Source organism: Pseudomonas sp. NPDC089408 (genome assembly GCF_044749445.1).
In the GTDB taxonomy this organism is placed as follows: Bacteria; Pseudomonadota; Gammaproteobacteria; order Pseudomonadales; family Pseudomonadaceae; genus Aquipseudomonas.
Map to the genome: position 1 here is coordinate 1 of NZ_JBIVHY010000005.1, position 24,316 is coordinate 24,316.

Genomic DNA, 24,316 nt, shown 5'->3' on the forward strand with positions numbered 1-24,316 from the left:
CCCCCCCCCCCCCCCCCCCCCCCCCCCCCCCCCCCCCCCCCCCCCCCCCCCCCCCCCCCCCCCCCCCCCCCCCCCCCCCCCCCCGCTCCTACAAGGGCCCGTGCTGGTCAGGATAGATTTGAAAGACAGTTGCCATAGGGCCCTCGCAAGACTTGTGCTCTTGGTTAGTGGAAATCCCTGCTACGCACATCCAGCCCCTGCAACAGCGGGCTCACATCTTCCAACCGCCGCGCAATCAGGTGCCGCACGCCATTTTCCTGCTCCAGCCGCCCACTGACCTTGAGCAACCGCGAGCCCACCAGCGCCCGCCTTTGCCGCTCGGCAAGCTCGCGCCACACCACCACGTTGACCATGCCGTGTTCGTCCTCCAGGGTCACAAAGGTCACCCCGCTGGCGGTCTGTGGCCGCTGCCGCCCCACCACCAGCCCGGCGATGGCAATGCTGTCGCCGTGCTCGACACCGTGCAGCTCGGCCGAACTGCGGCAACCCAGCGCCCGCAGGCGTGAGCGCAACACGGCCAACGGATGCGGCCCCAAGGTGGTTCCCAAGGTCTGGTAATCGGCCACCAGGTCCTCACCTACGGTCGGCACCGGCAGTGCCACGGCCACTTCAGGCAAGGTTTGCACATCGGCAAACAGCGGCAGTTGCGCCTGCACCGCCGCCACCTGCCAGCGGGCCTGATGCCGGTCGCTGGCCAAGGCGCGCAGCGCGCCAGCATCTGCCAAGCAGGCACGGGCGCGTGTGTCGAGCCCCGCGCGCAGGCACAGGTCTTCGACGTCGCGCCACGGCCGCTGCGCCCTCGCCTGCTGCAGGCGCCGGGCATCGGCTTCGGCCAGGCCGCGTACCAGGCGCAAGCCCATGCGAATGGCCAATATGCCCTGCGCATCAGGCTCGAGGGTGCAGTCCCATTCGCTGTGGCAGACATCTACCGGCCGTACTTCAATGCCTTGGCGGCGTGCCTCCTGCAGCAACTGGTCCGGGCTGTAGAAACCCATGGGCCAGCTGTTGACCAGCGCGCAGGTGAAGATTGCCGGTTCATGGCACTTCAACCAACTGCTGGCATAACACAGCAAGGCGAAGCTGGCGGCGTGAGACTCCGGGAAGCCATAACTGCCAAAGCCCTTGATCTGCTCGAAGATACGTTCGGCAAAGGCCAGCTCGTAGCCATTGCGCAACATGCCCTGCACCAGCCGCTCGCGGTGCGGCTCCAGGCCACCATGGCGCTTCCAGGCGGCCATGTTGCGGCGCAACTGGTCCGCCTCGCCTGGGCTATAGTCGGCGGCAACCATGGCCAATTCCATCACCTGCTCCTGAAATAGCGGCACCCCCAATGTACGCTCGAATACTTCCTTGAGCTGCTCTGAAGGGTAGGTCACAGGCTCCTGCTTCAGGCGTCTGCGCAGGTAAGGGTGGACCATGTCGCCCTGTATCGGCCCGGGGCGAACGATGGCCACCTCGATCACCAGGTCGTAGAACGTGTTGGGCCGCAGCCGGGGCAACATGGCCATTTGCGCGCGCGACTCGATCTGGAATACGCCCATGGTCTCGGCGCGGCTGATCATCGCGTAGGTGGCCGGGTCTTCACTGGGAATGGTCGCCAGGGTCAACTGCCGGCCACGGTGGTACTGCAACAGGTCGAAGCAACGGCGCAAGGCGCTGAGCATGCCCAGCGCCAGCACGTCGACCTTGAGCAGGCCGACCATGTCCAGGTCGTCCTTGTCCCACTGGATTACCGTGCGCTCGGCCATGGCGGCATTTTCCACCGGCACCAACTGGTCGAGCGGTTGCTGCGAAATGACGAAACCACCCGGGTGTTGCGACAGGTGCCGAGGGAAACCGATAAGTTCCCCGGCCAGCACCAGCACCCGTCGCAGCGATGGGCTGCCTGCTTCGAAACCGGCTTCGGCCAGGCGCTGGTCATCAGGAATGCGGTCGCTCCAGCGGCCACAGCATTTGGCCAGGGCATCTACCTGGTCCATCGGCAAACCCAGCACACGCGCCACATCGCGCACTGCACCGGCAGCATGGTAGGTATTGACCACTGCGGTGAGCGCCGCACGATGTCGACCATATCGGCGGAACACGTATTGGATCACTTCTTCGCGCCGGTCGTGCTCGAAGTCCACGTCGATATCGGGCGGCTCGTTGCGCTCGCGTGAGAGGAAACGCTCGAACAGCAAGCGGTGCTCCATGGGGTCGAGTTCGGTGATGCCCAGCACGAAACACACCACCGAGTTGGCCGCCGAGCCACGGCCCTGGCACAGAATGCGCTGGCTGCGGGCGAAGGCGACAATGTCATGCACAGTCAGGAAGTAGCTTTCGTAACCCAGCTCTTCGATCAGCGCCAGCTCCTTGGCCAGCACTTCCCGCACCTTGTCACTCGGCCCGCCCGGCCAGCGCAATGGCAAGCCCTGCTCGCACAGGTTACGCAGCCAACTTGCCGGTGTATGGCCCTCGGGTACCAGTTCGCGTGGATACTGGTAGTTCAGCTCGCTCAGGTCAAACTGGCAGCGCTCGGCAATGGCCAGGGTCTCGGCTAGCAGGTCGGGCGGATAAAGCTCGGCCAGTTGCGCCTGGCTGCGCAGGTGGCGCTCGCCGTTGGCAAACAGAAAGCGCCCGGCTTGAGTCACCTGGCAATGCTGGCGGATAGCAGTCATGCAGTCCTGCAAGGCACGCCGGCCACGCACGTGCATGTGCACATCGCCACAGGCCACGGCGCGGATGCCCAGGGCCACCGCCAGCGCTTGCAAGCGTTGCAGGCGCCGGGCATCGTCACTGCCCCGGTGCAGGTGAACGGCCAGCCACAGGCGTTCAGCGAACACACTGCGCAACCACTCGCCGGTGGCTGTATCGCTGCTGTCTTCTGCCACCCACAAGGCCAGCAGCCCTTGGTGGTGAAGCTGCAAGTCATCACGAAACAGCCGGTAGTCACCCTTTTCTGCCCGCCGCCGGGCACGGGTGATCAGCGCGCAGAGGTTCTGGTAGCCGGCCAGGTTCTCTGCCAGCAGCACCAGCTTTGGGCCATCGTGCAACTGCACTTCGCTGCCAACGATCAGCCGCAGCTGATGCTGCCTGGCAGCCTGCCACGCACGCACGACTCCGGCCAAGGTGCATTCGTCAGTGATCGCCAGGGCCTGATAACCCTGCTCGTGCGCACGCCGGAACAGTTCGTCGGCGCTCGATGCACCACGCTGGAAGCTGAAGTTGGACAGGCAATGCAGCTCGGCATAACCCGGGCCGTTCATGCAAACCAGCCTTGCAGCCACAGCGGGCCGGCCTGGCTCAGGTCGCGGTAGGCCCAGCCACGCAGGCCGTCTCGGGTTTGAATACGGTAGTAGTCGCGGCGTACATCACCGCCATCCCACCAGCCCGACTCGATGCGTTCGGCTTGGGTTTGCACCTGGTAGGCACTGTCCTCCAGCGCCACCGGGGCCGGCAGCAGCCAGCCGGGGCGGCTACCCGGGGCAACCGGCATGCTGCCTTGGGCGCCCTGCTCGGCCAGCTGCCAGGCGCATTCGGGGCGGTGATCGGCGGCCGCGCTCAGCCCCTTCACGGCGTCATCACCCAGGCGCGCACGCAGCCGCTCACGCAATTGCGCCCAGGGTTGCGCCTGTTGCGCGCGCGGGTCGAACAACGCCTGGTGCTGCGGCACGAAGGCTGGCAAGTCTTCGGCAACCAACCGCAGGTTGCGTACCGGAGCCGGAATGCGTAGCGGCTCCAGCCGCCCACGGGCCAGCTCGAACAACATTGCGGCATCGCGCTCGGCCGCCAGCAGGCCTACCTGAAGCACAGTGTCTGGCCCCTCGACGTGCTCCAGGTGAAGGCAGAAACGCTGCACGCCACAGTCGCGCCCGGCAAGGAAGGCGGCCAGGTCGTTGAGCATGCGCCGCAACGGGAACAGCAGTGCCTGGTGCGACTCGACGTCAAAATTAAGTTCCAACCGGGCCTCGAAACGGTCCGGTGGCTGGTAGAAGTCCAGCCCCAGGTTGCGCAGGCCGAGCAACTGGTCCAGGTGCAACTGAACCTGCAAGGGAAAGCGCCTGGCCAGGGTGTCGCGGGGCAAGGCCAGCACCTGGCTCAGCTGGAGCAGGCCCATGCGGGCAAAGGCTTCGGCAGCCTCTGCGGGCAGGCCGACACGGCTGATGGGCATACCCAGCAGCGCAGCACGGGTGGCATCGGCATCGCTCACGGCCAGGCCATCATGGGCATTGGCGAGCATGCGTGCCGCCACCGGGTTGCTGGCCAGGACTATGCGTTGACGCAGGCCCAGTTCCGCCAGTTCCTGGCGCAAACGTGCCTCGAACAACGGCCATGGGCCAAACAATTGCAGGCTCGAACCCACTTCCAGCAGCAGCGCCCGTGGGTAATGCAGGCTGACCTGGGCACTGAAGCGGTAGGCCCAGGCTGCCAGTAATTGCTGCACCTGGTCTATGCGCTTGGCGTCTGCTTCGACGCAGGTAAAGCCATCCGCCAGGGCACGCGCTGCGGTCAGCGTCTGCCCGGCCCGCAGGCCAAGCGCCGCTGCGGCCGGGTTTACGGCTTGCAACACGCGCCGCTGGGTTGGCCCGCCAATCAGTGCAAGGGGTGTATCGGGGTCGTCGCGCTCACGCAGGACGGTGTCCAGCGCCAGCTGCGGCAGCAGAATGCAGGCCCAAAGCATGGTGCATCAGCCCCGCCCCGGGCAGGCAATGGGCAGCGCCGGCGGCATGCCGCCGCGGCTTTTCAGCACGCGCCATTGTGCCGGGTGAGTATCGACGGCAATGCGCAGTGCTGCCGGTGAAGGGTTGTGCGCCGCCTGCTGCGGCCGGCAGGCAAAGGCCAGCGCCTGGCCGGTTTCGGCGGCCACCTGCAAGCGCCGCAGGGCGCGGTCATCGGCACGCTCCGGCCAGCACAGCACCGCCGCGCAACTGCCCGAGCGCAGGCACTGTTCGGCGGCCCACAGGGCATCGGCAGGTTCGGCGTCTACCTGCACCAGCCAGCGCAGGTCCACGCCTGCGGCCTGCCAGGCCGGTGCATACGGAATGAAGGGCGGTGCCACCAGGACGATGCGGCTGGCTTCGGCACTCAGCCGCGCCAGGGTTGGCCATAGCAATTGCAATTCGCCACAACCCGGGCTGGCCAGCAACAGTTCGCTCAGTGCTGCCGCCGGCCAACCGCCTTCCGGCAAGCGCTCGTCAAGGGCCGCATGGCCGGTCGGCTGCAAGCCGAGTGGCCGCGCCGGGGCCTGCCGGCCACGCCATACCCGGCGCTGGTCGAGCAGCCGGTCAAGGTCGACCACCGCGCCCATCAGTCGCGCCTCAGCAAGCCACAGAACACGCCTTCGATGAAGAACGCCTGCCCTGGCTGCACATCGATGGGCGCATAGGCCGGGTTGCGCGGCAACAGCCGGTACTGCTTGCCCTGGCGTTGCAGGCGCTTGATGGTGACTTCGCCGTCCAGGCGCGCAACCACGATCTGCCCGTCGCGGGCGTCGGCCTGTTGCAGGATGCCGACCAGGTCACCGTCGAAGATGCCGTCATCGATCATCGAATCGCCACGCACCTTCAGCAGGTAGTCGGGGGTACGGCGGAACAGGCTGGGGTCAAGCAGCAACTGTTCGTGAATATCGAGGTCCGGGCCGATGGGGGCACCCGCCGCCACCTGGCCCAGCACGGGCACTTCAAGGATTTCCGGTCGGCGCAGCTGCTCGGCCAGGCGAATGCCCCGCGCCTGATTGGGCGTGACATCGATATAGCCGGCCTGGCACAGGGCGGTAATGTGCTTGCGCGCGACGCTGCGCGAGGCGAAACCGAAGCGCGTGGCGATATCGGCCAGGCTCGGTGGCTGGCCATGGTCGGCAATGCGCTCGCGGATGAATTCGAAAATCGCGCGGCGTTTGGGGGTAAGATTGTCCATGGAGCACATTTGTACTCTCTTTGGCGCACGCTGAACAGCCCCCTTTGTCGTCGGCTTTGGTTATGATCCCTTGGCTTGTGTTTTCTTGATCTGGATATCCCATGCTGACCGCCCTGCTGTTCGACCTTGACGGAACCCTTACCGACACAGACACCCTGCACCTGCAGGCTTTTCGCCAACTGCTGCGTGATCACGACGGCCGCGAACTGAGCCAGGCGCAATTCGACGCCCAGGTCAGTGGCCGCGCCAATGGCGAGTTGTTCGCCGAACTGTTTGCCGGTGCCAGCAACGAACAGTGCCAGGCGCTGGCTGATCGCAAGGAAGCCTTGTTCCGTGAAATGTCGCCGTCGCTGGAACCCATGCCGGGCCTGTTGCGCCTGCTGGAACATGCCCGGCAGCGTGATATCGGCATGTGCGTGGTCACCAACGCACCGCGGCTGAACGCCGAGCACATGCTTAACGCCATGGGCCTTGGCCAGCAGTTCGAACATGTGTTGGTGGCCGAAGAACTGGCGCGCCCCAAGCCGGACCCGCTGCCCTACCTCACCGGGCTGCAGTTACTGGGCGTCGAGGCCGGGCAGGCGCTGGCGTTCGAGGATTCGTTGCCGGGAGTGGCGGCGGCCAGTGGTGCAGGGATCTTTACCGTGGGCGTGGCCACCACGCAGACACCGGAGCGGTTGCTGGCGGCGGGGGCCGGGTTGGTGATAGCTGATTTTGATGATCCTGAATTGTGGGGGTTGATCGAGCGTATGGCTTGAGGAATGTGGTGAGTTTGAGATCGAGCGCCGCCCGCGCGGCGCTTCGCGGCACAAGGGCGCTCCCACATCTGTTTCGGGCCAATCTATCCTGTGGGGCTACCGCTGTCCGCCTTGTTTGTTCGACTCGATATCGCGTCATGCACGAGGGGGCCGCGAAAATGTCACAGGAGTGACTGGCCCGAAACAGATGTGGGAGCGGCCTTGTGCCGCGAAGCGCCGCGCGGGCGGCGCTCGATCTCAATACCCTCACAAACCCCAAGCCATACACCCAAGGCCCCCATGCTGATCGACGAAGAACTGACCCTCAAAAAGCTGGAAACCTTCCTCGCCTTCATGCGTACCGGCAACCTCGGCCGCGCCGCCGCCGAGCTGTCCACCAGCGCAGTCAGCGTACACCGCGCCATTCACTCACTGGAAAGCGCCCTGCGCTGCCCGCTGTTCAAGCACGAAGGCCGCCAGCTGATCCCGCTGGAAAGTGCCTACGTACTGGAAAAGAAAGCCCGACAGTTGATCCAGGACGCTGAACAGATGGTGCGCCAGACCCGCGAAGCCGCCGGTTTCTATGCCGAGCGTTTCCGCCTGGGCGCGCTCTACTCGCTGACGGTGAAAACCGTGCCCAAGCTGGTCATGGGCCTGAAGCTGCGGCGCAGCGAACTGAACATCGACCTGACCCTGGGCTCCAACGTCGACCTGCTGCAGCGCCTGAAAAACCACGAACTGGAAGCCGTTCTCGTCTCCCTCGACGAAAGCGTCAGCGACCCGGCCTGTGAACAACTGCCGCTGTTCTCAGACGACATCTTCCTCGCCGTGCCCACCGACTCGCCCTTTGCCGAACAGGCCGAAGTGGACCTGGCCGACCTCGCCGATTCCACCTTCATTACCCTGACCCAGGGCTTTGCCACCCACCGCGATGGCGCCCGGGTGTTCCAGCAGGCCGGCTTCGAGCCGAAGGTGGCCATGCAGGTGAACGACATCTTCACCCTGCTGAGCATGGTCAGTTCGGGGGTGGGCTTTGCCCTGTTGCCCGGGCGCATTGCCGCAGTGTACGAGAACCGCGTCAGGTTGATTGCCCTGAAGCCGCAATACCGCCTGCAGCAGCACATTGGCGTAGTGTTCCTGAAGGCGCGGGAGCGCGAGCCCAACTTGCTGGCGCTGCTGGCAGAATGCCGGATGTACAGCCGCGACAATTGAGCCTGCGCCGGAGCCGGCGCAGGCTCGGTCGGCTTAAAGGTCGTAACGCAAGGCCAGGCCCACGGTACGCGGCGCGCCCACATCCAGGATGTCGCCGCTGCGGTTGTTGGTGATGTATTCCTTGTCGAAGGCGTTCTTCACAAAACCGGACACGGCGATATTACGGGTGAGCTTGTACTCGGCGTTGAAGTTGACCAGCCAGTAATTGTCACTACGGCGCTCGTCAGTGACCTGACCGGCGCCATTGAACTCATATTCCGAAGGCGAAGTGCTCTGGTAGACGAGGTCGGTGTTAAGGATCAGGCGCTCGTTCCAGCGGTAGGTTGCGCCCAACGACATCTTGTACTTGGGCGAGTAAAGGAAGGCTTCGCCGCTCATGTCACGGCCATCGCCGGTCACAAAGTCCTTGTACTTGCCGTCGGTAACCGAAGCGGCGGCATTGAGCGTCAACTGTTCGCCGAAGTCTTTCTCGACCGACACTTCCAGGCCCTTGATATCACTGCTACCGGCGTTGAACACATGGACAAACTCGGTATTCGGGTCCAGCACGCTGACCTGCTGGTCCTTCCAGTCGGTGTAGTACAGGTTGGCCCGGGTGCGCAATGTATCGTCGTAGAACGAGCCGCGGTAGGACAACTCGTAGTTGGTGGTGTATTCCGGGTCATAGGCTTCGTGCCCGCCACCGGCACGCATGTTCACGCCGCCGCCGCGATAGCCCTTCTGCACCATGAAGCCCAGGTACTGCCCCTCGGCAAACTGGTAATCGAGGCCAAGCTTGGGCAATACGGCATTGAACGACTTATGACCTTGCCGGGGCTGGAGAAGTCGTCCTGGTCGATGTCGGTATCGTTGGTTTCGTGGTCGTAGCGCAGGCCGGTGATCAGTGTCCAGCGCGGTGCGAAAGTCCAGTTGATTTCACCGAACAGCGCCTGGTTTTCAATCGTGGTGTCGCCTTTGGCGACGCCGAACAGCTCATTGTCGAACAACAGGCGGTCATGGAAATCGTTGGTGTTGTGGCCATAGTAGGCACCGACAAAGCTCTTAACGGTATCGCCGTTATAGTTCAGGCGCAGCTCCTGGCTGAACAGGTTGCCCTCCTGCTTGCGCAACACCACATCGTTGGCATCAGCCGACTGGTCGAAGTCCAGGCGAGCGTCGTAGTCCGAGCGGGCGTTGGCCGTCAGGCTGGTCAGCGACCAGTAATCGTCAAGGCGGTAGTCGACCTTGGCGCTGACGGTGTCCTGTTCCAGCATGTCGAACGCCTTGGTGTTGGAGGTCATCTTGTAATAGCGGACCTTGCCGTTCTCGCGCATCACCGTGTTATCGCCCTTGCGGCTTTCACCGTGGGCATAGGTCAGCAGGATATCGAGGTCGTCGCTGGGCAGGATCAGCAACTTGCCACGGGCGTTGGCGGTACGGGTGGGGTTGGCATCGTCGTGCAGGGTAGTGTTGTCGATGTAGCCATCGCCTTCCTGGTAGTCAACGGCAATGCGGCCGGCTATTTTGTTGTCGACCAGTGCCCCGCCACCGGCCACTGCCGCCCCGCGCTCGCCATCGTTGCCCATGTTGGTCTGGGCAGAAAAGCTTGGGTCGAAGGTTGGGTTACGGGTCTGGATCACCACCGCACCGGCCAGCGAGTTGCGCCCCTGGGTGGTGGACTGCGGGCCGAGGAAGACCTCGACCTGCTCGGTGTCCCATAGCTGCATGGGGCTCAAGGTAAGGGCGCGGTTGGGCTGTACGGCGCCGTCGACGAATACCGACACTGCGCCATTGAGGGTGGCCGGGCCCTGGTCATCGAAACCGGATACCGGTACGCCGCGAACCCCCCAATTTTCATTGCCAGACTGGTTGTACACCCCCGGCGTGCGGGCAAACACGTCGACCAGGTTGTGGTCTTCTTTCTCGCGCAGTTGCTTTTCGGTGACCACCACCACGCTCGACTGGGTCTGCTGCAGGGTGCGGTTGATCTTTTCACCGGTGACGGTGATCTGTTCCAGCTCCACCGGCGCCACCGGCGCCGCTGCCCAGGCATTGTTGGCCAGGCTCAGGGCAGAGCCCACCGCCAGCGCCAATGTACTTTTCTTGACGTCCACGCCCCGTTCCTTCGACTGATTGCTTTTGTTATTGCCGTCTGCACGCGCGCACTTCGGCGCTGGCGCAGCGAAGTTTGGGGCAAAGATAATGGGAAGTAAATACTATTGATAATTTATCGCATTTGTGACAGGCGAAGCCCTGCCCGCGTGCCATCCTTGCAGCAGCACCGCCAACGCCGCCAGCCCGGCCGGGATCAACAACGACGCAAACACCTGTGCAAAGCTCCAGCCCAGCGCCAGCATCTGCGCCCCGGCAAAGGCACTGAGCACGGCGCCGATACGCCCGATGCCACTCATCCAGCTGGCACCGGTTGCCCGTGCTTCAGTCGGGTAAAAGGCCGCCGCCAATGCATTCATGCCCACGCTCGCCCCATTCAGGCCAAAACCCACGGCGCAGGCGATGGCGCACAACCAGGCAAAATCCCCGGCCACCTGGCCGATGGTGAAGATGACCGCGCCGCTGAACAGAAACGTCAGCATCAGCACGCGCTGCGGGTTGCAGCGGTCCATGGCCCAGCCCACTGAAATCGCCCCGACTGGCCCGCCGATCTGGAAGCAGGCAGTGACAATGGCCGCTTGCGACACCGAAAACCCGCCGCCCTCCTTCACCAGTGTGGGCAGCCAGCCGCTGAACAGGTACACCAAGAACAACGCCAGCACATAGCCGGCCCAAAGCATGCAGGTACCGAAGCGGTAGCGCGGCGAGAGGATGGTGGCGATCGCGCCTGCCGATGCCTGGGTTTTGCCGGGGACCACAAAGGCTGTGTCGACGTTGACCTGCTCTGGGGCCAGATGGCGGACAATGGCCAGGATGCGCTGGCGGCTCGCGCCTTTGCTGACCAGGAAGGTTACTGATTCCGGCAGGCGCCAGTACAGCAGCGGCAAGACCAGCAGCGGCAACACCCCGCCCAGCGCCAGGACACTGCGCCAGCCCAGGTTGGGGATCATCCAGGCGCTGACGAAGCCACCCAGCGCCGCACCGAGTGAGAACCCGCAAAAGGCCAGGGTGATCAGCAGCGAGCGGCTGCGCGCCGGGGCATATTCGCTGACCAGCGTGCTGGCATTGGGCATGGCCGCGCCCAGGCCCAGCCCGGTGAGAAAGCGCAACGCGACCAGGGTTTCCAGGTCAGGGGAAAAGGCCGAGGCCAGGGTAAAAATGCCGAACAGCAGCACGCTGCACAGCAACACCGCCTTGCGCCCATAGCGGTCAGCCAGGGGGCCGGCGATCAGCGCGCCGAGGGCCAGGCCGATCAGCGCAGCGCTCAGCACCGGCCCCAGGCTTTGCGCACCCAGGTTCCAGTCACTTTTCAGTTGCGGGGCAATGAAGCCGATGATGGCGACGTCCAGGCCATCGAGGGCAATGATCAGGAAGCCAAGGAACACCACCCATTTCTGGTAACGGCCGATGGGTTGCTGGTCGATCAGTTGGCGCACGTCGAGCGTGTTGTTCATGGGTATCACCTGTTGTTGTTTTTATGAAGGTGCTGCTGCCGTAGGAGCGGCTTTAGCCGCGAACACCGGCGCAGCCGGTGCCATGCATCGCGTTGGATTCTTCGCGGCTAAAGCCGCTCCAACAGGGTATGCGGACCGCTTGCGAACTCATTTCCCTGCGCGACAGCGCAGCCCAAAGGGCTGGGCGATCTCCTACAAAGACCGCGCCTCAGGCCAGGCTGGGTAAGCGCACAGGCCTGATGATCCGCGTCTCCTGCGCCACCACCAAGTCGCGGGTAGCGTCCAGGTACGCGGCAAAGTCCGGGTCGGCGTCCCGCGCTGCACTGCGCTTTTCGAAGTCATCGAGGCTTTCGTAACCCCATAGGTGCACCACTTGGTTCAGCGGCCCGATGCTGCTGGTGTAGAACGCCAGTGGCGCGCCAAGGTGGCGCAGCAGGATCGGCATGGCCAACTGGTCGAAGGCTTCGAGAAAGGCCGCCATGCAGCGCGGGCGGATGGTGTAGATACGGTGATCGACCACGGGCTTGTCCATCACGCCACCTCCCGCGCATTGCCTGCTGTTGCAAGCCCTTGCTCGACACCGGCCAGATGGCGCCCGGTGATGTAGCCGAAGGTCATGATCGGCCCCAAGGTGATGCCGGCACCCGGGTAGTTGCCACCCATGATGCTGGCGCGGTCGTTGCCCACCGCATACAGGCCGTGGATGGCCTGGCCATCAGCCGTCAGCACTTCGCCGACCACGCTGGTACGCAGCCCGTCGAAAGTGCCCAGATCGCCCATGATCACCTTCACGGCAAAGTACGGCCCCTCGCCCACGGGCGCCACACAGGGGTTGGGCCGCTGCTGCGGGTCGGCCAGGTAGCGGTTGAAGGTGGTGCTGCCACGGCCGAACTGGCGGTCTTCGCCCTGCACCGCACCCAGGTTGTACTCGCGCACGGCCTGCTCCAACCCTTGTGCATCAATCCCGGCCTTGGCAGCCAACTCGGCCAGGGTCTGGCCCTTGAGCAGGTAGCCGTTACGCAGCAATGGCCCCAGCGGCATCGGCGCAGGCTTGGCAAAGCCCAGGCCGTACTTGGCCAGGGTGCGGCGGTCGCACACCAGCCACATGGCGGTTTCCGCCTGCCCGGCACAAGCCTCGATCAGCGCCGCACCCACGTCATGATAGGAGTTCGACTCGTTGGTAAAGCGTCGGCCCGAACGCAGTACGCCGATCACGCCGGGTTTGTAACGGTCGAGCAAATGCGGAAAGGCGATGAAGCGTGCGCCAGCCACCGGCACCTTCGACACCGGCATCCACGCGGCGGCGGCCTGCAAGCGGATATCCACCTTGGCCCCCAGCGCCTCGGCCATTCGCGCGCCATCGCCGGTGTTGCCCGCCGGCACAGGCGAAAAGTGCTCGCCGCCACGCCGCACATGCGGGTAGGCCTGGCGCAGCCGTTGCAGGTCATGAGAGAAACCACCACAGGCCAGCACCACCCCACGCCGGGCCTGGATGCGCAGTTCGCTGTCGGCCTGCCCGGCCAGTGCACCCACCACCCGCCCCTCTTCGTGCAGCAACTGCCGCGCCGGGGTACCGGTAAGGATCGGTATGCCCAGGTCCAGCGCCGAGCGCACCAGCCGCGCTGCCAGCGCATTGCCGCTGGTCACCTGGGTGCCACGCCGGTATAAGGCTAGCTCCTTCAAATGGGTCATCAGGCGCTTGGCCACGTAGACGAACGAGGTCAGCGAACGGGTGACAGTGAAGAAGTGCTTGAGGTCGGCATTCGATGAATTGAACATCATGCCGATGAAGGTGATGGTTTTCAGCGGCGGGCGCAGGCGTGCCATGTCCGGGCCCAGGCCGCGAATATCGTAAGGCGCCGCCAGGATCGAACGGCCAACGTCAACGCCACCCTCAATGTGCGGATGATAGTCGGGGTACAGCGTGGGCACGAACTTCACCGCTGTCTCGCGCTCGAAAAACTCGACCATCTGCGGCGCATGGCGCAAGAATGCCTCGACACCTTCTGCATCAAAGCAGGCACCGGTTTCATTGCGCAGGTAAGTCATGGCAGCAGCGTGGCTGTCATTGCTGCCGTGCCGGGTGCCTGGCACCCACAGTACCCCGCCGGAGAACGCCGTGGTGCCACCGAAGCAATCGTCCTTTTCGATGACGACCACCTCCAGGCCAAGCTTTTTTGCCGTGATCGCTGTTGCCAGGCCACCAGCACCCGCACCAATCACCAGCACGTCGCAATTGCGCGTATTCATTGGCCGGCCCCCTCGAACCCCGGGCGTGGTATCAATGCCATGGGCATGCTCTCCAGCCCGCCATCCACCGTCAGCTCGGCGCCATTGATGTAGTCGGCACGGCGGCTGGCCAAAAACAGCACGGCCTCGGCGATGTCCTGCGGCTCACCGATGCGTTGGTTGGCGGTCATGGCGCTACGCCGGCGTTCCACCTCGGGGTCCGCATAGAACGCCGCCGACAACGGCGTGCGGATCAAGCCCGGGCACACCGCATTGCTGCGTACACCGCGTGGCCCCCACTCCACGGCAAGTTGCCGCGACAACATGCTGACACCCGCCTTGGCCGCGCTGTAGGCACCGCTGTTGGGTTGCGGGTAATGCGCGGCAATCGAGGCCACGTGCACCATGCGCCCCTGGCCGCGGGCCAGCATCGAACGGCCGAAGGCCTGGGCACACAGCAGGTAGCCACTGAGGTTCACCGCCAGCACCTGGTTCCACAGTTCCAGGCTCAGCGTGTCCAGCGCGCCGGGGCGCAGCACACTGGCATTGTTGACCAGCACATCGCAGCGCCCGTGCAGCGCCTGTACCTGGGCTGCGGCTTGCTCCACGCTGGCCGGCTCGGCGATGTCGCAGGCCAGGGCGCTGACCACGCCGGCACTGTATTCACCGAGGGTGGCCGCCAGTTCGCGGCATTTGTCCAGGTCGCGGTCCAGCAGTACCACATGGGCCTGCTGTTCGACCAGGGCGGCGGCCAGTGCCGCACCAATGCCGCCGGCCGCGCCGGTCACCACGCATACGGCCGAATCCAGGCCCAGCCACTGAGAGGGGATCTTGTTGTTGTGCATGCTGCTCTCCAGAATGTCGCTTGTTCTGGACACAGCCTAGGGCCGGCGCGTACGCCGGCAGAATGGACAAAACCTGCAACCCGCCCCACATTCCCGTCAATTTTTCCCCCGCGCCCTCATGCTGCCCTGCAGCTATGGCACAGTTGCCCCGTTGCGAACAGAACAATGACAACAACATGAACAAGATCCCCAATTACGCCCTGTACGGTGAAACCGCGCAGCCGGTATGGCACGCAGCCTTGCATGTGGAGCAGATCTCCAAGCGCTCTGGCGCGCACAACTGGGAAATTGCCGCACACCGCCACGAAGGCCTGCTGCAGTTGCTGTACCTGCAAAGTGGTGGCGGCGAGGTGCTGTTCGACAGCGACCGGCTGCAGGTGCAGGCGCCCTGTGTGGTGTATGTGCCGGCGCAGGTGGTACATGGTTTTCATTGGGCCGGGCAGGTTGAGGGCCTGGTCATCACGGCAGCCCAACACCCGCTGGAGAGCATTGCCCAAGTGCTGGCCCCAGGCTTGCTGGTGCAGTTGCGCAAGCCGCAGGTCATCGCCCTGCCACAGTGGCCAGCCGACGAAGACCCGTTGCTGCCGCTGTGCCGTGCCCTGCGCGAGGAGTACCACAACCGCGCGCGCGAGCATGTGGCCAGCAGCATGGCGCTGTTGCTGACGCTGGTGATCCAGGTGCTGCGCCATGAACCACAGTTGCCCCAGGCTGAACCGCGCCCGGTGTCAAGGCGCAGCCAGCAGCTGACTGCGTTTCGTGAGCTGGTCGACATGCACTACCGCGTGCACTGGCCCCTGGCGCAGTACGCCGCCGAACTGGGCATGACCCTGACGACGCTGGGGCGGCTGTGCCAGGAGCACCTGGGCATGACGCCAATGAACGTGATCAATGCCCGGCTGGTGCTGGAGGCCAAGCGCATGCTGGGGCACTCGAGCCTGAGTGTGAAAGAGATTGCCCATGAACTGGGGTTTGTCGATGTGGGGTATTTCAGCCGGTTTTTCCGTAAGCAGGCGGGGGTGAGCCCTAGTGAATTTCGGGAGGGCCAATGACACCTGTAAAGCATTGTGCCAGCCTGTACTGGCCTCTTCGCGGGTAAACCCGCTCCTACACAGGCAACGCAATCCGTTGTAGGAGCGGGTTTACCCGCGAAGAGGCCAGTACAGGCTGACTCAGGCCAAAGCCCGCTGCACCTCGCCTACTGTACTCTCCAGGCTGCTCAGGTGCAGCTTCAGCACCCGCTCAACCGGCGCCTGATCCAGCGGCCAGTGCAAGGCAATGCTCCCGGCCAGTCGCCCCTCGGCATGCACCGGCAAGGCAATGGCGCGGATCAGGTGTGGCAGGCGTACCGGGTACTCCCAGTGCCCTTCGGTGCGCTGGCCAAAGCCCTTGTGCGCTTCCTCCTCGATATCGCGCAGCAACGTGTCATCACCCACCCGCTCATGGCTGGCCAGGCGCTGCACCTCGTCTACCGCCAGTTCACCCAGGCAGGCCCGGCCCATGGCCGAATGGAACAGGCTGGCATGATGCCCGACAATCTGGCAGGTATGCGGGTAGCGCTTGCGCAGTATCTGCGGAATGGCGCTTTCCATCACTTCGAGCCGCTCGCCATCGAAACACGACAGGTCCACCACCAACCCCGTGCGTTCGCTCAGGTCCAGCAGCATCGGTGCGGCGCTTTCTACCAGGCGGCGCTTGAAGCGCAAGTGGCGGTCACCATACAGGCGCCGCGCGCACAGCCGGTAGCGCCGGTCGCTCAGGCCACGGTACACCCAGCCCTGCACCTGCAGGGTGGCGAGCATGCGCGACACCGTGGCCTTGGGCAACACCGTCAGGTAATGCAGTTCTTCCAGGCCCAGTGCCTGGTGTTCGCCCAGCAAGTCGACGATGGCCAGCGCCCGCTCCACCGAACGCACGCCGCCACTGTCTGCCGTGATGCCCATGGGTGTGACCTCCTTGTAGCGGGATGGTCAGGATAGCCAGCAAGAACCGCGCCTGGCCAGCGCCTTATGGCGCCTGCAGGCTGGGTGGCGGACAACGCTGCACCCAGCGGGTGAGCTGTTCATGCGCATAGGCCAGTTGCAACACGGCATGGTCAGCCTGGGCCGGGCCTATGATCTGCAGGCCCATGGGCAACCCGGCAGCGTTGAAACCGACCGGCACGCTAATGCTCGGCAAGCCCGCCAGGGTCGGCCCGACCACCACCTCCATCCAGCGGTGGTAGGTGTCCATCGCCCGCCCCCCGACCACCTTCGGCCAAGCCTGCTGTACATCGAAAGGGAACACCTGGGCCGACGGCAACAGCAGGAAATCGTAACGTTCGAACAGGCCGGCCAAGGCGCGGTACCAGTCGCTGCGGTCCAGCGAGGCCTGGTAGAGCGCGGCCGCGCCGAGCTGCAAGCCACGCTGCACCTCCCACTGCGCTTCGGGCTTGAGCAATGCACGCTTGCCTGGGTCGGCATAAGCCGCGCCAAGGTTGCCGTGCACCAGAAAGTGGCGATGCGTCAGCCAGCATTGCCACAGGCGCGCCAGGTCGAATGCCGGCTGGCAGGCCTCGACCCGGCAGCCCAACTCGGCAAAGTCAGCCAGCGCAGCCTCGCACAGGCTCATCACCCCATCGTCCATCGGCAGATAGCCGTTGTAGTCACCCAGCCAGCCGACCCGTACGCCGCGCAAGTCTCGCTGCAACCCGGCGGCAAAATCGCGCCGCCCCTCGCTGATCGACAAGGGCACCCGCGCATCAACGCCAGCCTGGATCGACAGCAACCGCGCCACGTCGGTGACACTGCGGCCCATTGGCCCCTCGGTGGCCAGTTGTTGCACGAACAGCTCCGGTGCCGGCCCATGCGGCACCCGCCCCTGCGACGGGCGCAGGCCAAACACGTTGTTGAACGCCGCCGGGTTGCGCAGCGAGCCCATCATGTCGCTGCCGTCGGCCACCGGCAGCAAGCGCATGGCCAGCGCCGCTGCCGCCCCGCCGCTGCTGCCACCCGCCACCCGGCCAGGGTCGTAGGCGTTGTTGGTGGTGCCGAACAGGCTGTTGTAGGTCTGCGAACCCAGGCCGAACTCGGGCACATTGCTCTTGCCGACGATCAGCGCCCCGCTCGCCCGTACCCGCGCCACGCTGATCGCGTCGTGCTCAGGCACCTGTTCGGCAAACAGTGGCGAGCCCATGGTGGTGCGCAGCCCGGCAGTGGCGGCCAGGTCCTTGATCGCTTGGGGCATGCCATGCATCCAGCCGCGTGAATGACCCCGGGCCAGTTCGCGGTCGCGTTCGTCGGCTTCGGCCAGCATTACGTCGGCCGGGCGCAGCGAGACCAGGGCATTGACCTGCGGGTTACAGCGCTCGATGTGCGCCAGGTAGGCTTGCATCACCTCCCGGCAGGACAGCTGGCGGGTATGGATGGCCTGGGACAACGCCTCGGCGTCGAGGGCCACGATGGGGTCGATGGCTAGCGGCTTCACGGTTTTACTCCAAGGTGGAAGGCGGCACGCTTGCCCGCCCGGGGTGCTTCTTTCAGGCAATAGGTACCCAATAGCGTCAGCAGGCAGGCGAACAACACGTAGAACGAGGGCGCCACCGGGGTGCCGAGCACCTTGGTCAGCCAGGTCACGATCAACGGGGCGAAGCCGCCGAATACCATCACCGCCACGTTGTAGGCCACCGAGACCCCGGTGGAACGTACCTCGACCGGGAACTGCTCGGCCAGCGCGGTAGGTGCCGGGCCGAAGAAACCGCCGATGGCCGTGCACAGCAGCAGCTGCATGACCAACAGGCGCTCCAGCGAAGGCGCAGCGGCCACCCACACATACAGCGGGTAAACCATCACGAAGAACGCCAGGGTGAAAGCCATCAGCACCGGGCGCCGCCCCAGCCGGTCAGACAACGCACCGGCCAAAGGAATCACGAGGGTCATCAGCCCCACTGCAAGCATCTGCACCAGCAGCACCTGGTCCAGCGGCAGGCCAAGGCTTTTGTGGGCAAAGGTCGGCATGTTCACCAGCACCACGTAGAACGACACCGTCGCGCCACAGGCCAGGCCCATCGACACCAACAAGCTGCGCCGGTGTTCACGCAGGACCTGCAGCAGGCTCGGCGAAGGGCCTTTGGCCTGGCGGCGTGCTTCGACAAACTCCTCGGGTTCTTCCATGTGCTTGCGAATCCACAGCCCCACCGGGCCGATCAGCAGGCCCAGCACGAACGGGATACGCCAGCCCCAGCTGTCCAGCGCCGCAGGCGAGCACAGGTGGGTCACCAGCGCCACCATCGCCGCACCGCAGAACACCGCCAGGCATTGCCCCACCAGTTGCCACGAACCGTACAGCCCCTTGCGGTGGGCCGGCGCACTCTCCACCAGAAATGCCGTGGCGCTGGCGTACTCGCCACCGGTGGCAAAGCCCTGCAGCATGCGCGCCACCACGATCAGCATCGGCGCAGCCATGCCAATGGCCAGGTAGTCCGGCGCAAAGGCGATCATGGCGATCGACACGGTCATCAGGCGGATGATCAGCTGCATTGCCGCCTTCCGGCCCTTGCGGTCGGAATACATGCCCAACAACACCCCGCCCACAGGGCGCATGAAAAAACCGACGCCAAAGGTGGCCAAGGCCATCAGCAGCGAGGCGTATTCGTCGTCGGACGGGAAGAACTGCCGGGCGATGATGCTGGCCAGAAAGCCGTACACGATAAAGTCGTACCACTCCAGGGCGTTGCCGATAACGGCAGCCACCACTTGCCGGGTACGCGACATGCCAGTACTCGAAGTCTGCATAGGGAACACTCCACACAATGATTGGGTGATCGCCCAGGCGCGGTCGCGCCCGGGATCCAGCGGCAGTCGTCAAAAAGGCAGGTCAGGCGGGCGCGAGCCAGCGCTCTGCCAGCGCGCCCCAGTAGGCGGCGCCGGTCAGCAGGATGTCGTCGTTGAAGTCATAGGCGGGGTTGTGCACCATCGGCCGCGAAACGCCGTTGCCGATGAACAGGTAGGCACCCGGGCAGCGTTGCAGCATCCAGGCGAAGTCTTCGCTGCCCATCAGCTTGCGGGTATTGGTATCCACTGCGTCGGCGCCGAGCAACTCGAGCCCGACCTGGGTGGCAAAGGCGTTTTCCGCGGCATGGTTGACCAGCACCGGATAGGCCGGGCGGTGCTCGATGCTGGCGCGGCAGCCGAAGCTTTCGGCCTGGCTGACAATGATCGCCCGCACCCGGTCAAGGGTCTGCGCGCGTACCTCGGCATTCAGCGCGCGCAGGCTCAGGCGCAGCAACGCCTGTTGCGGGATCACGTTGGCGGCTTCGCCGGCCTGCAAGGCACCGACCGTGACCACCGCCGCTTCCTGCGCATCGATATTGCGCGCCACCACGGTTTGCAGCGCCATCACCACACTGGCCGCCGCAACCAGCGGGTCCACGGTCAAGTGTGGCATCGAGCCATGCCCACCGACGCCATCGAGCGTAACGGTGAGCAGGTCTTGCGAGGCCATCATCGGCCCCTCGCGAAAGCCCAGGTGCCCGGCCGGCAACCCCGGCATGTTGTGCATGCCGAACAATGCATCGCAAGGGAAGCGCTCCAGCAGGCCGTCGGCCAGCATGGCTTCGGCTCCGCCCTGACCCTCTTCGGCCGGCTGGAAGATCAGCGTCAGCGTGCCATCGAACTGCCGGGTTGCCGCCAGGTAACGGGCGGCGCCCAGCAGCATGGTGGTATGCCCGTCATGGCCGCAGGCGTGCATGCAGCCCTGGTGCTGGCTGCTGTAGGCCGCGCCGGTGGCTTCGTGAATGGGCAGCGCGTCCATGTCGGCGCGCAGGCCCAGGCGCCGTGGGCTGCTGCCGTTGCGCAGCACGCCGACCACGCCGGTGTGGCCAATGCCGGTGTGCACCTCGTAGCCCCACGCCTCGAGCAACCGGGCGACCAGGGCCGAGGTGCGGCTTTCTTCAAAGCCCAGTTCCGGGTGGGCGTGGATATCATGACGGATTGCGTGCAAGTCGCTGGCCACATCGTTCAGCCAGGCCAGGATGTGCTGATGTCGGGACATGTAGAGTCTCCTCGCGCGGGTGGTTTCCCGGTCTTGTTGTTTGCCTTGAGGTCACGACGGGTAAGGCAGGTCGTGCTGGGTGACAGCAAAACGCGAGGAGCGATGGAGCACAATCGAATCTGGTTTCACACGGTGGAACACAATGTGGCCAAGCGGAGACTAACCGCGTTCACGCCTTGTTCGGAAACCGCACCAACAGCACCTTTTCCGGGAGGGGCTCAAGAATGGCTGACTCTTGGCCGCGGAACCGATTCCATCCGGTGGCTTCTTTTACTGATTCTACAGTCAATTTAACCAAGGGCAGCCTGTTTAACCTGGCCTCCCGGTAGGTCGCTTTCATATCGGTATACAACTGCCGCAACTTTCCGGCCCCTGCAAAAGATGCGGCTGAGATACCCACTGCAGTAAACGCCTCATTGGCAATCGAGGCGGCTGGAAAGGCGTAGGCAAATGCCACGCCTGGCACTTTAGTCAAGGTACTCATCAGCCCCCCGTTAAAGATCATTGCATTGTTGGTGCGGCTAGCGTTATCGAACTCCTTCGGTACAGTTAGCCCGTTTGCCTTGGCAATCGAGCGTTTGACAATTGTCCTGGATGCCTTGTTCAGCGAGGAAAGCATACCCACCGAGCCCCATACCAGGCCGGTTGACTGCCCGACTATGCGGCTTGGCGAATGGCCATCGCGGTCAACATTGTTAATCGGATCACCCTGACAATAGGCATAGGTGTTGATCCCGCCGCGCCCGAAGGGGCTGAATGAGTCCGGACTATGAAAGCGCATCAGCACTGTGTCATAGGCGCGCTTGCCGTTGCCGAGCAGATAACAGTGAGGGACTAACGAATCGGCTTCCCCGGCAAAGGCCAACCAGCCTCCGCTTTCGATGGTGTGATGGCCATACGGTGTATAGCGCCGTAACGGGAAATGGCTACCTGTATGCACTGTGCATTGTTGATCAATAGCCAATATTAATGACGGTCGCATGATACAGCTCCTGTTAGTTGTGATCGCCAAACCACACTAACCCTCATGCACAGCCCCAAATAACCCTCAAACTTGCTGGGCGGAAAAGTTGCCTACCCAAGCGTGCCGCCCACAGGCCTGATGATGGCCCGACCTGTGGCCAGGTGCTCAACCACTCGTAGCTGGACTTGTAGGCCGCATTGATAGTGGTGTGCGGCAGGCCGTCGTCGCTGTTCAGGTACCTTCGCTCAGCCGGTCCGAGGCGTCATAAGCAAAGCTGTATGGCGTTGTTCTCGTTGACCAGCGCGGTCAGGCGGATGGCCTTGTCGTACTCGTAGCGCACCCGCTGGCCCTTGGCGTTCTGGCGGCTGCTGGGCAGGCCGCGGGCCGTGCGCATCTAGCGGAAATGGTAATGCTCGCCGTCACTGGTCCAGTGCTCGACCACCCGCGGCCTGCCGTCCTGGGTTTCCCAGCGGTAGTGGCAGCCCAGGCCCAGGGCGTTGCTGTGGGTGACCATCAGGCCTTCGGCGTAGCTGAAGCTACGCACGGTGTCGCCGTTGCGGTTGATTACCGCATTCAGCTGACCGTGTTCGTCGTAACGGAACTGGGTCAGTGTTTCGATCGCTTCATTGTTCAGCACGCGCTTGATGTCAGTCAGGCGACCCAGCGGGTTGTCGTAGTGCAGGTGCACACGGGGGCTGCCGGTGTCACGGAGCGGAGTGAAGTGCAGGAGGAAGCTGATCTAACGCTAACAGTATTTTTCGCCAGTAAGAAATAATCATCAAATCGCAGGTGATCACGCCAGTTGCGCGACCACCCTTAGAGTTTATTTTCAGTCGCTCCCAAGACAACAAAAAATCTCACCTTCCAAGCCTTTTGCTAATGGCTTTAAGCCCCCCCCTAAACCACCCAGACAAGCATTTACTCAAAAGCTCATCTTGCACATCGCAATCGCGACCTTGGAGAGATCCACCTCATACGTATCTAAAATAAAGAGCCACAGCGTCGAAATGAGGCTCATATCGAGCCCCAATTAAACCCTGCAAACGTAAATCTTTGAATCTTTATTAAAGAAATACAGACCAATCAAAACATCACCCTCCCGCTCTACAAATATCTCGGCACCAGGCGCGCTATTAGTGGCATAAACAATCATTGAAACTACCTGCTGCCCTTCATATTTATACTCATAACACCAGCACTCACCATCATCCTCTAGGCGACATGATATGTATGGTGTTCCGTTTTCAAAAACAACACCAGAAGCGCGAACTGCCTCTCCATCGTCGTCAAATCGAACTAAAGACCTGAATTGACCCTCTATCTGATATATTTCGGTCTCTATTATTGTCGAACTCACACCATATATATCTGACTTATAAAACTCCCCCGCCTCGTTACAATAAAATTTAAAGCAGTTTTTTTTGCTTTTTGGCTCATTTCCTAGGATAGGTGAAGGAGTCACTCCAGCCAGCTCCAACCCATAGGGTAATATTGAAAAACTAGGCCCCTTCGACCATTTCACATTTTCACTTTTGATGCACTGCGCACCCACGACCCCTGGAGGATCCATTTCAAGCTTAGATTGTAAATCTTCGAACAAGGCCTTGAATTTATCCGGAATCATAACCACCTCCTAACAGCAAATGTTTTACCGCCACTTAATTGCTCTTTGAGTTCAGCAAGTCCATTCAAGAACTCTTTCTTCGTTGTCTTGCCTGTCAGCGTATCATACACATGTTGTTTGTAGGCATTACCATGTATGCCCGCGCCCTTGTGTGGCGTTGCAAGTGTGCCGGGGACCCTTGCAGACTCTGTATTTGGTAACCAGATTCCGTTTTTTCTATTATTGATATCGATCCCTAGCTCTTTCATCTGTTTCCTCAAGGCAATCATTCTGACGTCCTTTGAGTTGGACAATACGATGTGATGAGCATCATACTGACCTCCCCCTACTGGCTTACTACCTAAGCTGTCAGCAAGTTTCTTTGCGTCAGACCCGCAGGATAGCCCAAGTGGATCCAGCCATAGAATCGGATTTAGAGCATAACCATACAGATTCATTCCACCGTCGATACTCAACGGATCCTGCGTTACGAAACGCCCAACCTGCGGATCATAATATCGATAAGTATTGTAATGTAGCCCTGTCTCAAGATCATAGTATTGACCTTGAAAACGTATATTCTGCATGACCTTGTTGACCGCCAGCTGCTCTATCTCGCCCCATGAGCGATAAGTCGCCTGCCAAACGATCTGCCCATCGCTATCCGTCAGTTCCAGCGGCGTACCAATCTGATCCGTATGGAAGTAATAAAGCTTCTGCTCTTCCCCTTCCGCCTGATCTACTGGGTCAGTGTTTCGACCGCTTCATTGTTCACCACGCGCTTGATGTCGGTCAGGCGACCCAGTGGGTTGTCGTAGTGCAGGTGAGCTCGGGTGCAATCTGAGCTGTGCGAGAAGTGCAGAAAGTGGCCGTCCTGTGTGCAGACCGGAGACATCTCTTTGGGAGGCTTGTGGTTACACTTGTGACATATGCCGTAAAAATATGGCTCCACCAAAGATCTAGCAGAGCCAATTCAACCATTAATTTTTAAAGATTGGATCCCTTTCAATTAAAGTCCCCCAGCCAACCCTGCCCTCTAAATAACTACACAACAAACCCGGACGACCTTAGACCAACAGAAATTTAAGGCGTGAATTCCAGGTCACGAACTGAGTTGCTTTCAAAAAGAGACTTGACACGAGCGGTCACCACAATAGTAGCGCTTTTCTCTTCAGCCCTTACCACATCACTAGACAGGCAGCCTCATCATCCAGAACGATTTTACTAAACCAGTGTGGACCATCAGGCATACAGCTAAG

General features: G+C 62.7%; 18 protein-coding genes and 3 pseudogenes. 3 read left to right on the forward strand and 18 right to left on the reverse strand.

Annotated features, from left to right (window positions below):
• Positions 1-164: 164 nt before the first annotated feature.
• From ACIP02_RS09970 to lexA, 4 genes are read right to left on the reverse strand one after another with little or no spacing between them, the layout of a single operon-like run.
• On the reverse strand, positions 165-3,245 hold the full coding sequence (locus ACIP02_RS09970; protein ID WP_400615745.1) for an error-prone DNA polymerase: 3,081 nt from the start codon (positions 3,243-3,245) through the stop codon (positions 165-167).
• Positions 3,242-4,660, reverse strand: a complete 1,419-nt coding sequence (locus ACIP02_RS09975) for a Y-family DNA polymerase (RefSeq protein ID WP_400615747.1) — start codon at positions 4,658-4,660, stop codon at positions 3,242-3,244. Before ACIP02_RS09975 ends, ACIP02_RS09970 begins: the two co-directional genes overlap by 4 nt.
• A gap of 6 nt (positions 4,661-4,666) precedes the next feature.
• Positions 4,667-5,287, reverse strand: a complete 621-nt coding sequence (imuA, locus tag ACIP02_RS09980; protein WP_400615749.1) for a translesion DNA synthesis-associated protein ImuA — start codon at positions 5,285-5,287, stop codon at positions 4,667-4,669.
• Positions 5,287-5,904, reverse strand: coding sequence for a transcriptional repressor LexA (gene lexA, locus ACIP02_RS09985; protein ID WP_400615752.1), 618 nt, complete (start codon positions 5,902-5,904; stop codon positions 5,287-5,289). The genes imuA and lexA overlap by 1 nt, the downstream gene beginning before the upstream one ends.
• Before the next feature lie 92 nt (positions 5,905-5,996).
• On the opposite strand from lexA, the gene ACIP02_RS09990 reads away from it, so the two are divergent.
• Together ACIP02_RS09990 and ACIP02_RS09995 are read left to right on the forward strand one after the other, a co-directional pair.
• Positions 5,997-6,653: an HAD family hydrolase gene (locus ACIP02_RS09990; RefSeq protein WP_400615754.1), complete on the forward strand. Its 657-nt coding sequence runs from the start codon at positions 5,997-5,999 to the stop codon at positions 6,651-6,653.
• 279 nt (positions 6,654-6,932) lie between these two features.
• Positions 6,933-7,844, forward strand: a complete 912-nt coding sequence (locus tag ACIP02_RS09995; protein ID WP_201204480.1) for a LysR substrate-binding domain-containing protein — start codon at positions 6,933-6,935, stop codon at positions 7,842-7,844.
• A 33-nt stretch (positions 7,845-7,877) separates the two neighbouring features.
• On the opposite strand, the pseudogene ACIP02_RS10000 reads toward ACIP02_RS09995, so the two are convergent.
• The 5 genes and pseudogenes from ACIP02_RS10000 to ACIP02_RS10020 form a co-directional block, all read right to left on the reverse strand.
• Positions 7,878-9,937, reverse strand: a pseudogene (locus ACIP02_RS10000) (TonB-dependent receptor).
• 102 nt (positions 9,938-10,039) lie between these two features.
• On the reverse strand, positions 10,040-11,389 hold the full coding sequence (locus tag ACIP02_RS10005) for an MFS transporter (protein WP_400615757.1): 1,350 nt from the start codon (positions 11,387-11,389) through the stop codon (positions 10,040-10,042).
• Between the two features lie 208 nt (positions 11,390-11,597).
• Positions 11,598-11,921: an NIPSNAP family protein gene (locus ACIP02_RS10010; RefSeq protein ID WP_400615759.1), complete on the reverse strand. Its 324-nt coding sequence runs from the start codon at positions 11,919-11,921 to the stop codon at positions 11,598-11,600.
• The gene (locus ACIP02_RS10015) at positions 11,921-13,639 is read right to left on the reverse strand and encodes an FAD-dependent oxidoreductase (protein WP_400615762.1); all 1,719 of its coding nucleotides are present in this window, start codon (positions 13,637-13,639) and stop codon (positions 11,921-11,923) included. The genes ACIP02_RS10010 and ACIP02_RS10015 overlap by 1 nt, the downstream gene beginning before the upstream one ends.
• On the reverse strand, positions 13,636-14,463 hold the full coding sequence (locus tag ACIP02_RS10020; RefSeq protein WP_400615764.1) for an SDR family NAD(P)-dependent oxidoreductase: 828 nt from the start codon (positions 14,461-14,463) through the stop codon (positions 13,636-13,638). The genes ACIP02_RS10015 and ACIP02_RS10020 overlap by 4 nt, the downstream gene beginning before the upstream one ends.
• A 176-nt stretch (positions 14,464-14,639) precedes the next feature.
• Here ACIP02_RS10020 and ACIP02_RS10025 point away from each other — a divergent pair, with 176 nt between their 5' ends.
• Entirely contained in the window at positions 14,640-15,512 is an 873-nt protein-coding gene (locus tag ACIP02_RS10025) for a helix-turn-helix domain-containing protein (RefSeq protein ID WP_400615766.1), read from the forward strand.
• A gap of 120 nt (positions 15,513-15,632) precedes the next feature.
• Here the strand turns inward: ACIP02_RS10025 and ACIP02_RS10030 are convergent, their stop codons facing one another.
• The 9 genes and pseudogenes from ACIP02_RS10030 to ACIP02_RS10070 form a co-directional block, all read right to left on the reverse strand.
• Positions 15,633-16,403 (reverse strand): IclR family transcriptional regulator, encoded by a 771-nt coding sequence (locus ACIP02_RS10030; RefSeq protein WP_400615769.1) that lies wholly within the window; start codon positions 16,401-16,403, stop codon positions 15,633-15,635.
• Positions 16,404-16,467: 64 nt separating this feature from the next.
• Complete coding sequence (locus tag ACIP02_RS10035; protein WP_400615772.1) at positions 16,468-17,925, reverse strand: amidase; 1,458 nt, start codon at positions 17,923-17,925, stop codon at positions 16,468-16,470.
• A complete protein-coding gene (locus ACIP02_RS10040; RefSeq protein WP_400615775.1) occupies positions 17,922-19,232 on the reverse strand; it encodes a citrate-proton symporter in 1,311 nt (436 codons plus the stop codon). Before ACIP02_RS10040 ends, ACIP02_RS10035 begins: the two co-directional genes overlap by 4 nt.
• 82 nt (positions 19,233-19,314) lie before the next feature.
• Positions 19,315-20,490, reverse strand: a complete 1,176-nt coding sequence (locus tag ACIP02_RS10045) for a M20 aminoacylase family protein (protein WP_400615777.1) — start codon at positions 20,488-20,490, stop codon at positions 19,315-19,317.
• A 169-nt stretch (positions 20,491-20,659) separates the two neighbouring features.
• The gene (locus ACIP02_RS10050; RefSeq protein WP_400615780.1) at positions 20,660-21,472 is read right to left on the reverse strand and encodes an RHS repeat-associated core domain-containing protein; all 813 of its coding nucleotides are present in this window, start codon (positions 21,470-21,472) and stop codon (positions 20,660-20,662) included.
• A gap of 244 nt (positions 21,473-21,716) precedes the next feature.
• Entirely contained in the window at positions 21,717-21,848 is a 132-nt protein-coding gene (locus tag ACIP02_RS10055; RefSeq protein ID WP_400615782.1) for a hypothetical protein, read from the reverse strand.
• Positions 21,849-21,854: 6 nt separating this feature from the next.
• Positions 21,855-22,172 (reverse strand): annotated as a pseudogene (locus ACIP02_RS10060) (hypothetical protein); the annotation flags it as partial.
• Between the two features lie 312 nt (positions 22,173-22,484).
• Positions 22,485-23,078: a hypothetical protein gene (locus ACIP02_RS10065; RefSeq protein ID WP_400615784.1), complete on the reverse strand. Its 594-nt coding sequence runs from the start codon at positions 23,076-23,078 to the stop codon at positions 22,485-22,487.
• Positions 23,075-23,800 (reverse strand): annotated as a pseudogene (locus tag ACIP02_RS10070) (RHS repeat-associated core domain-containing protein); the annotation flags it as partial. The pseudogene ACIP02_RS10070 and the gene ACIP02_RS10065, both read right to left, overlap by 4 nt.
• Between the last annotated feature and the right edge of the window lie 516 nt (positions 23,801-24,316).

Excerpts from the sequence above, each read along its gene's own strand:
- ACIP02_RS09970 (WP_400615745.1), bottom strand. The coding sequence starts at position 3,245 with ATGAACGGCCCGGGTTATGCCGAGCTGCATTGCCTGTCCAACTTCAGC.
- ACIP02_RS09975 (WP_400615747.1), bottom strand. The coding sequence starts at position 4,660 with ATGCTTTGGGCCTGCATTCTGCTGCCGCAGCTGGCGCTGGACACCGTC.
- ACIP02_RS10005 (WP_400615757.1), bottom strand. The coding sequence starts at position 11,389 with ATGAACAACACGCTCGACGTGCGCCAACTGATCGACCAGCAACCCATC.
- ACIP02_RS10020 (WP_400615764.1), bottom strand. The coding sequence starts at position 14,463 with ATGCACAACAACAAGATCCCCTCTCAGTGGCTGGGCCTGGATTCGGCC.
- ACIP02_RS10010 (WP_400615759.1), bottom strand. The coding sequence starts at position 11,921 with ATGGACAAGCCCGTGGTCGATCACCGTATCTACACCATCCGCCCGCGC.
- ACIP02_RS10055 (WP_400615782.1), bottom strand. The coding sequence starts at position 21,848 with ATGCGCACGGCCCGCGGCCTGCCCAGCAGCCGCCAGAACGCCAAGGGC.
- ACIP02_RS10030 (WP_400615769.1), bottom strand. The coding sequence starts at position 16,403 with ATGGGCATCACGGCAGACAGTGGCGGCGTGCGTTCGGTGGAGCGGGCG.
- ACIP02_RS09990 (WP_400615754.1), top strand. The coding sequence starts at position 5,997 with ATGCTGACCGCCCTGCTGTTCGACCTTGACGGAACCCTTACCGACACA.
- lexA (WP_400615752.1), bottom strand. The coding sequence starts at position 5,904 with ATGTGCTCCATGGACAATCTTACCCCCAAACGCCGCGCGATTTTCGAA.
- ACIP02_RS10040 (WP_400615775.1), bottom strand. The coding sequence starts at position 19,232 with ATGCAGACTTCGAGTACTGGCATGTCGCGTACCCGGCAAGTGGTGGCT.
- ACIP02_RS10065 (WP_400615784.1), bottom strand. The coding sequence starts at position 23,078 with ATGATTCCGGATAAATTCAAGGCCTTGTTCGAAGATTTACAATCTAAG.
- ACIP02_RS10025 (WP_400615766.1), top strand. The coding sequence starts at position 14,640 with ATGAACAAGATCCCCAATTACGCCCTGTACGGTGAAACCGCGCAGCCG.
- ACIP02_RS10050 (WP_400615780.1), bottom strand. The coding sequence starts at position 21,472 with ATGCGACCGTCATTAATATTGGCTATTGATCAACAATGCACAGTGCAT.
- ACIP02_RS09995 (WP_201204480.1), top strand. The coding sequence starts at position 6,933 with ATGCTGATCGACGAAGAACTGACCCTCAAAAAGCTGGAAACCTTCCTC.
- imuA (WP_400615749.1), bottom strand. The coding sequence starts at position 5,287 with ATGGGCGCGGTGGTCGACCTTGACCGGCTGCTCGACCAGCGCCGGGTA.
- ACIP02_RS10045 (WP_400615777.1), bottom strand. The coding sequence starts at position 20,490 with ATGTCCCGACATCAGCACATCCTGGCCTGGCTGAACGATGTGGCCAGC.
- ACIP02_RS10015 (WP_400615762.1), bottom strand. The coding sequence starts at position 13,639 with ATGAATACGCGCAATTGCGACGTGCTGGTGATTGGTGCGGGTGCTGGT.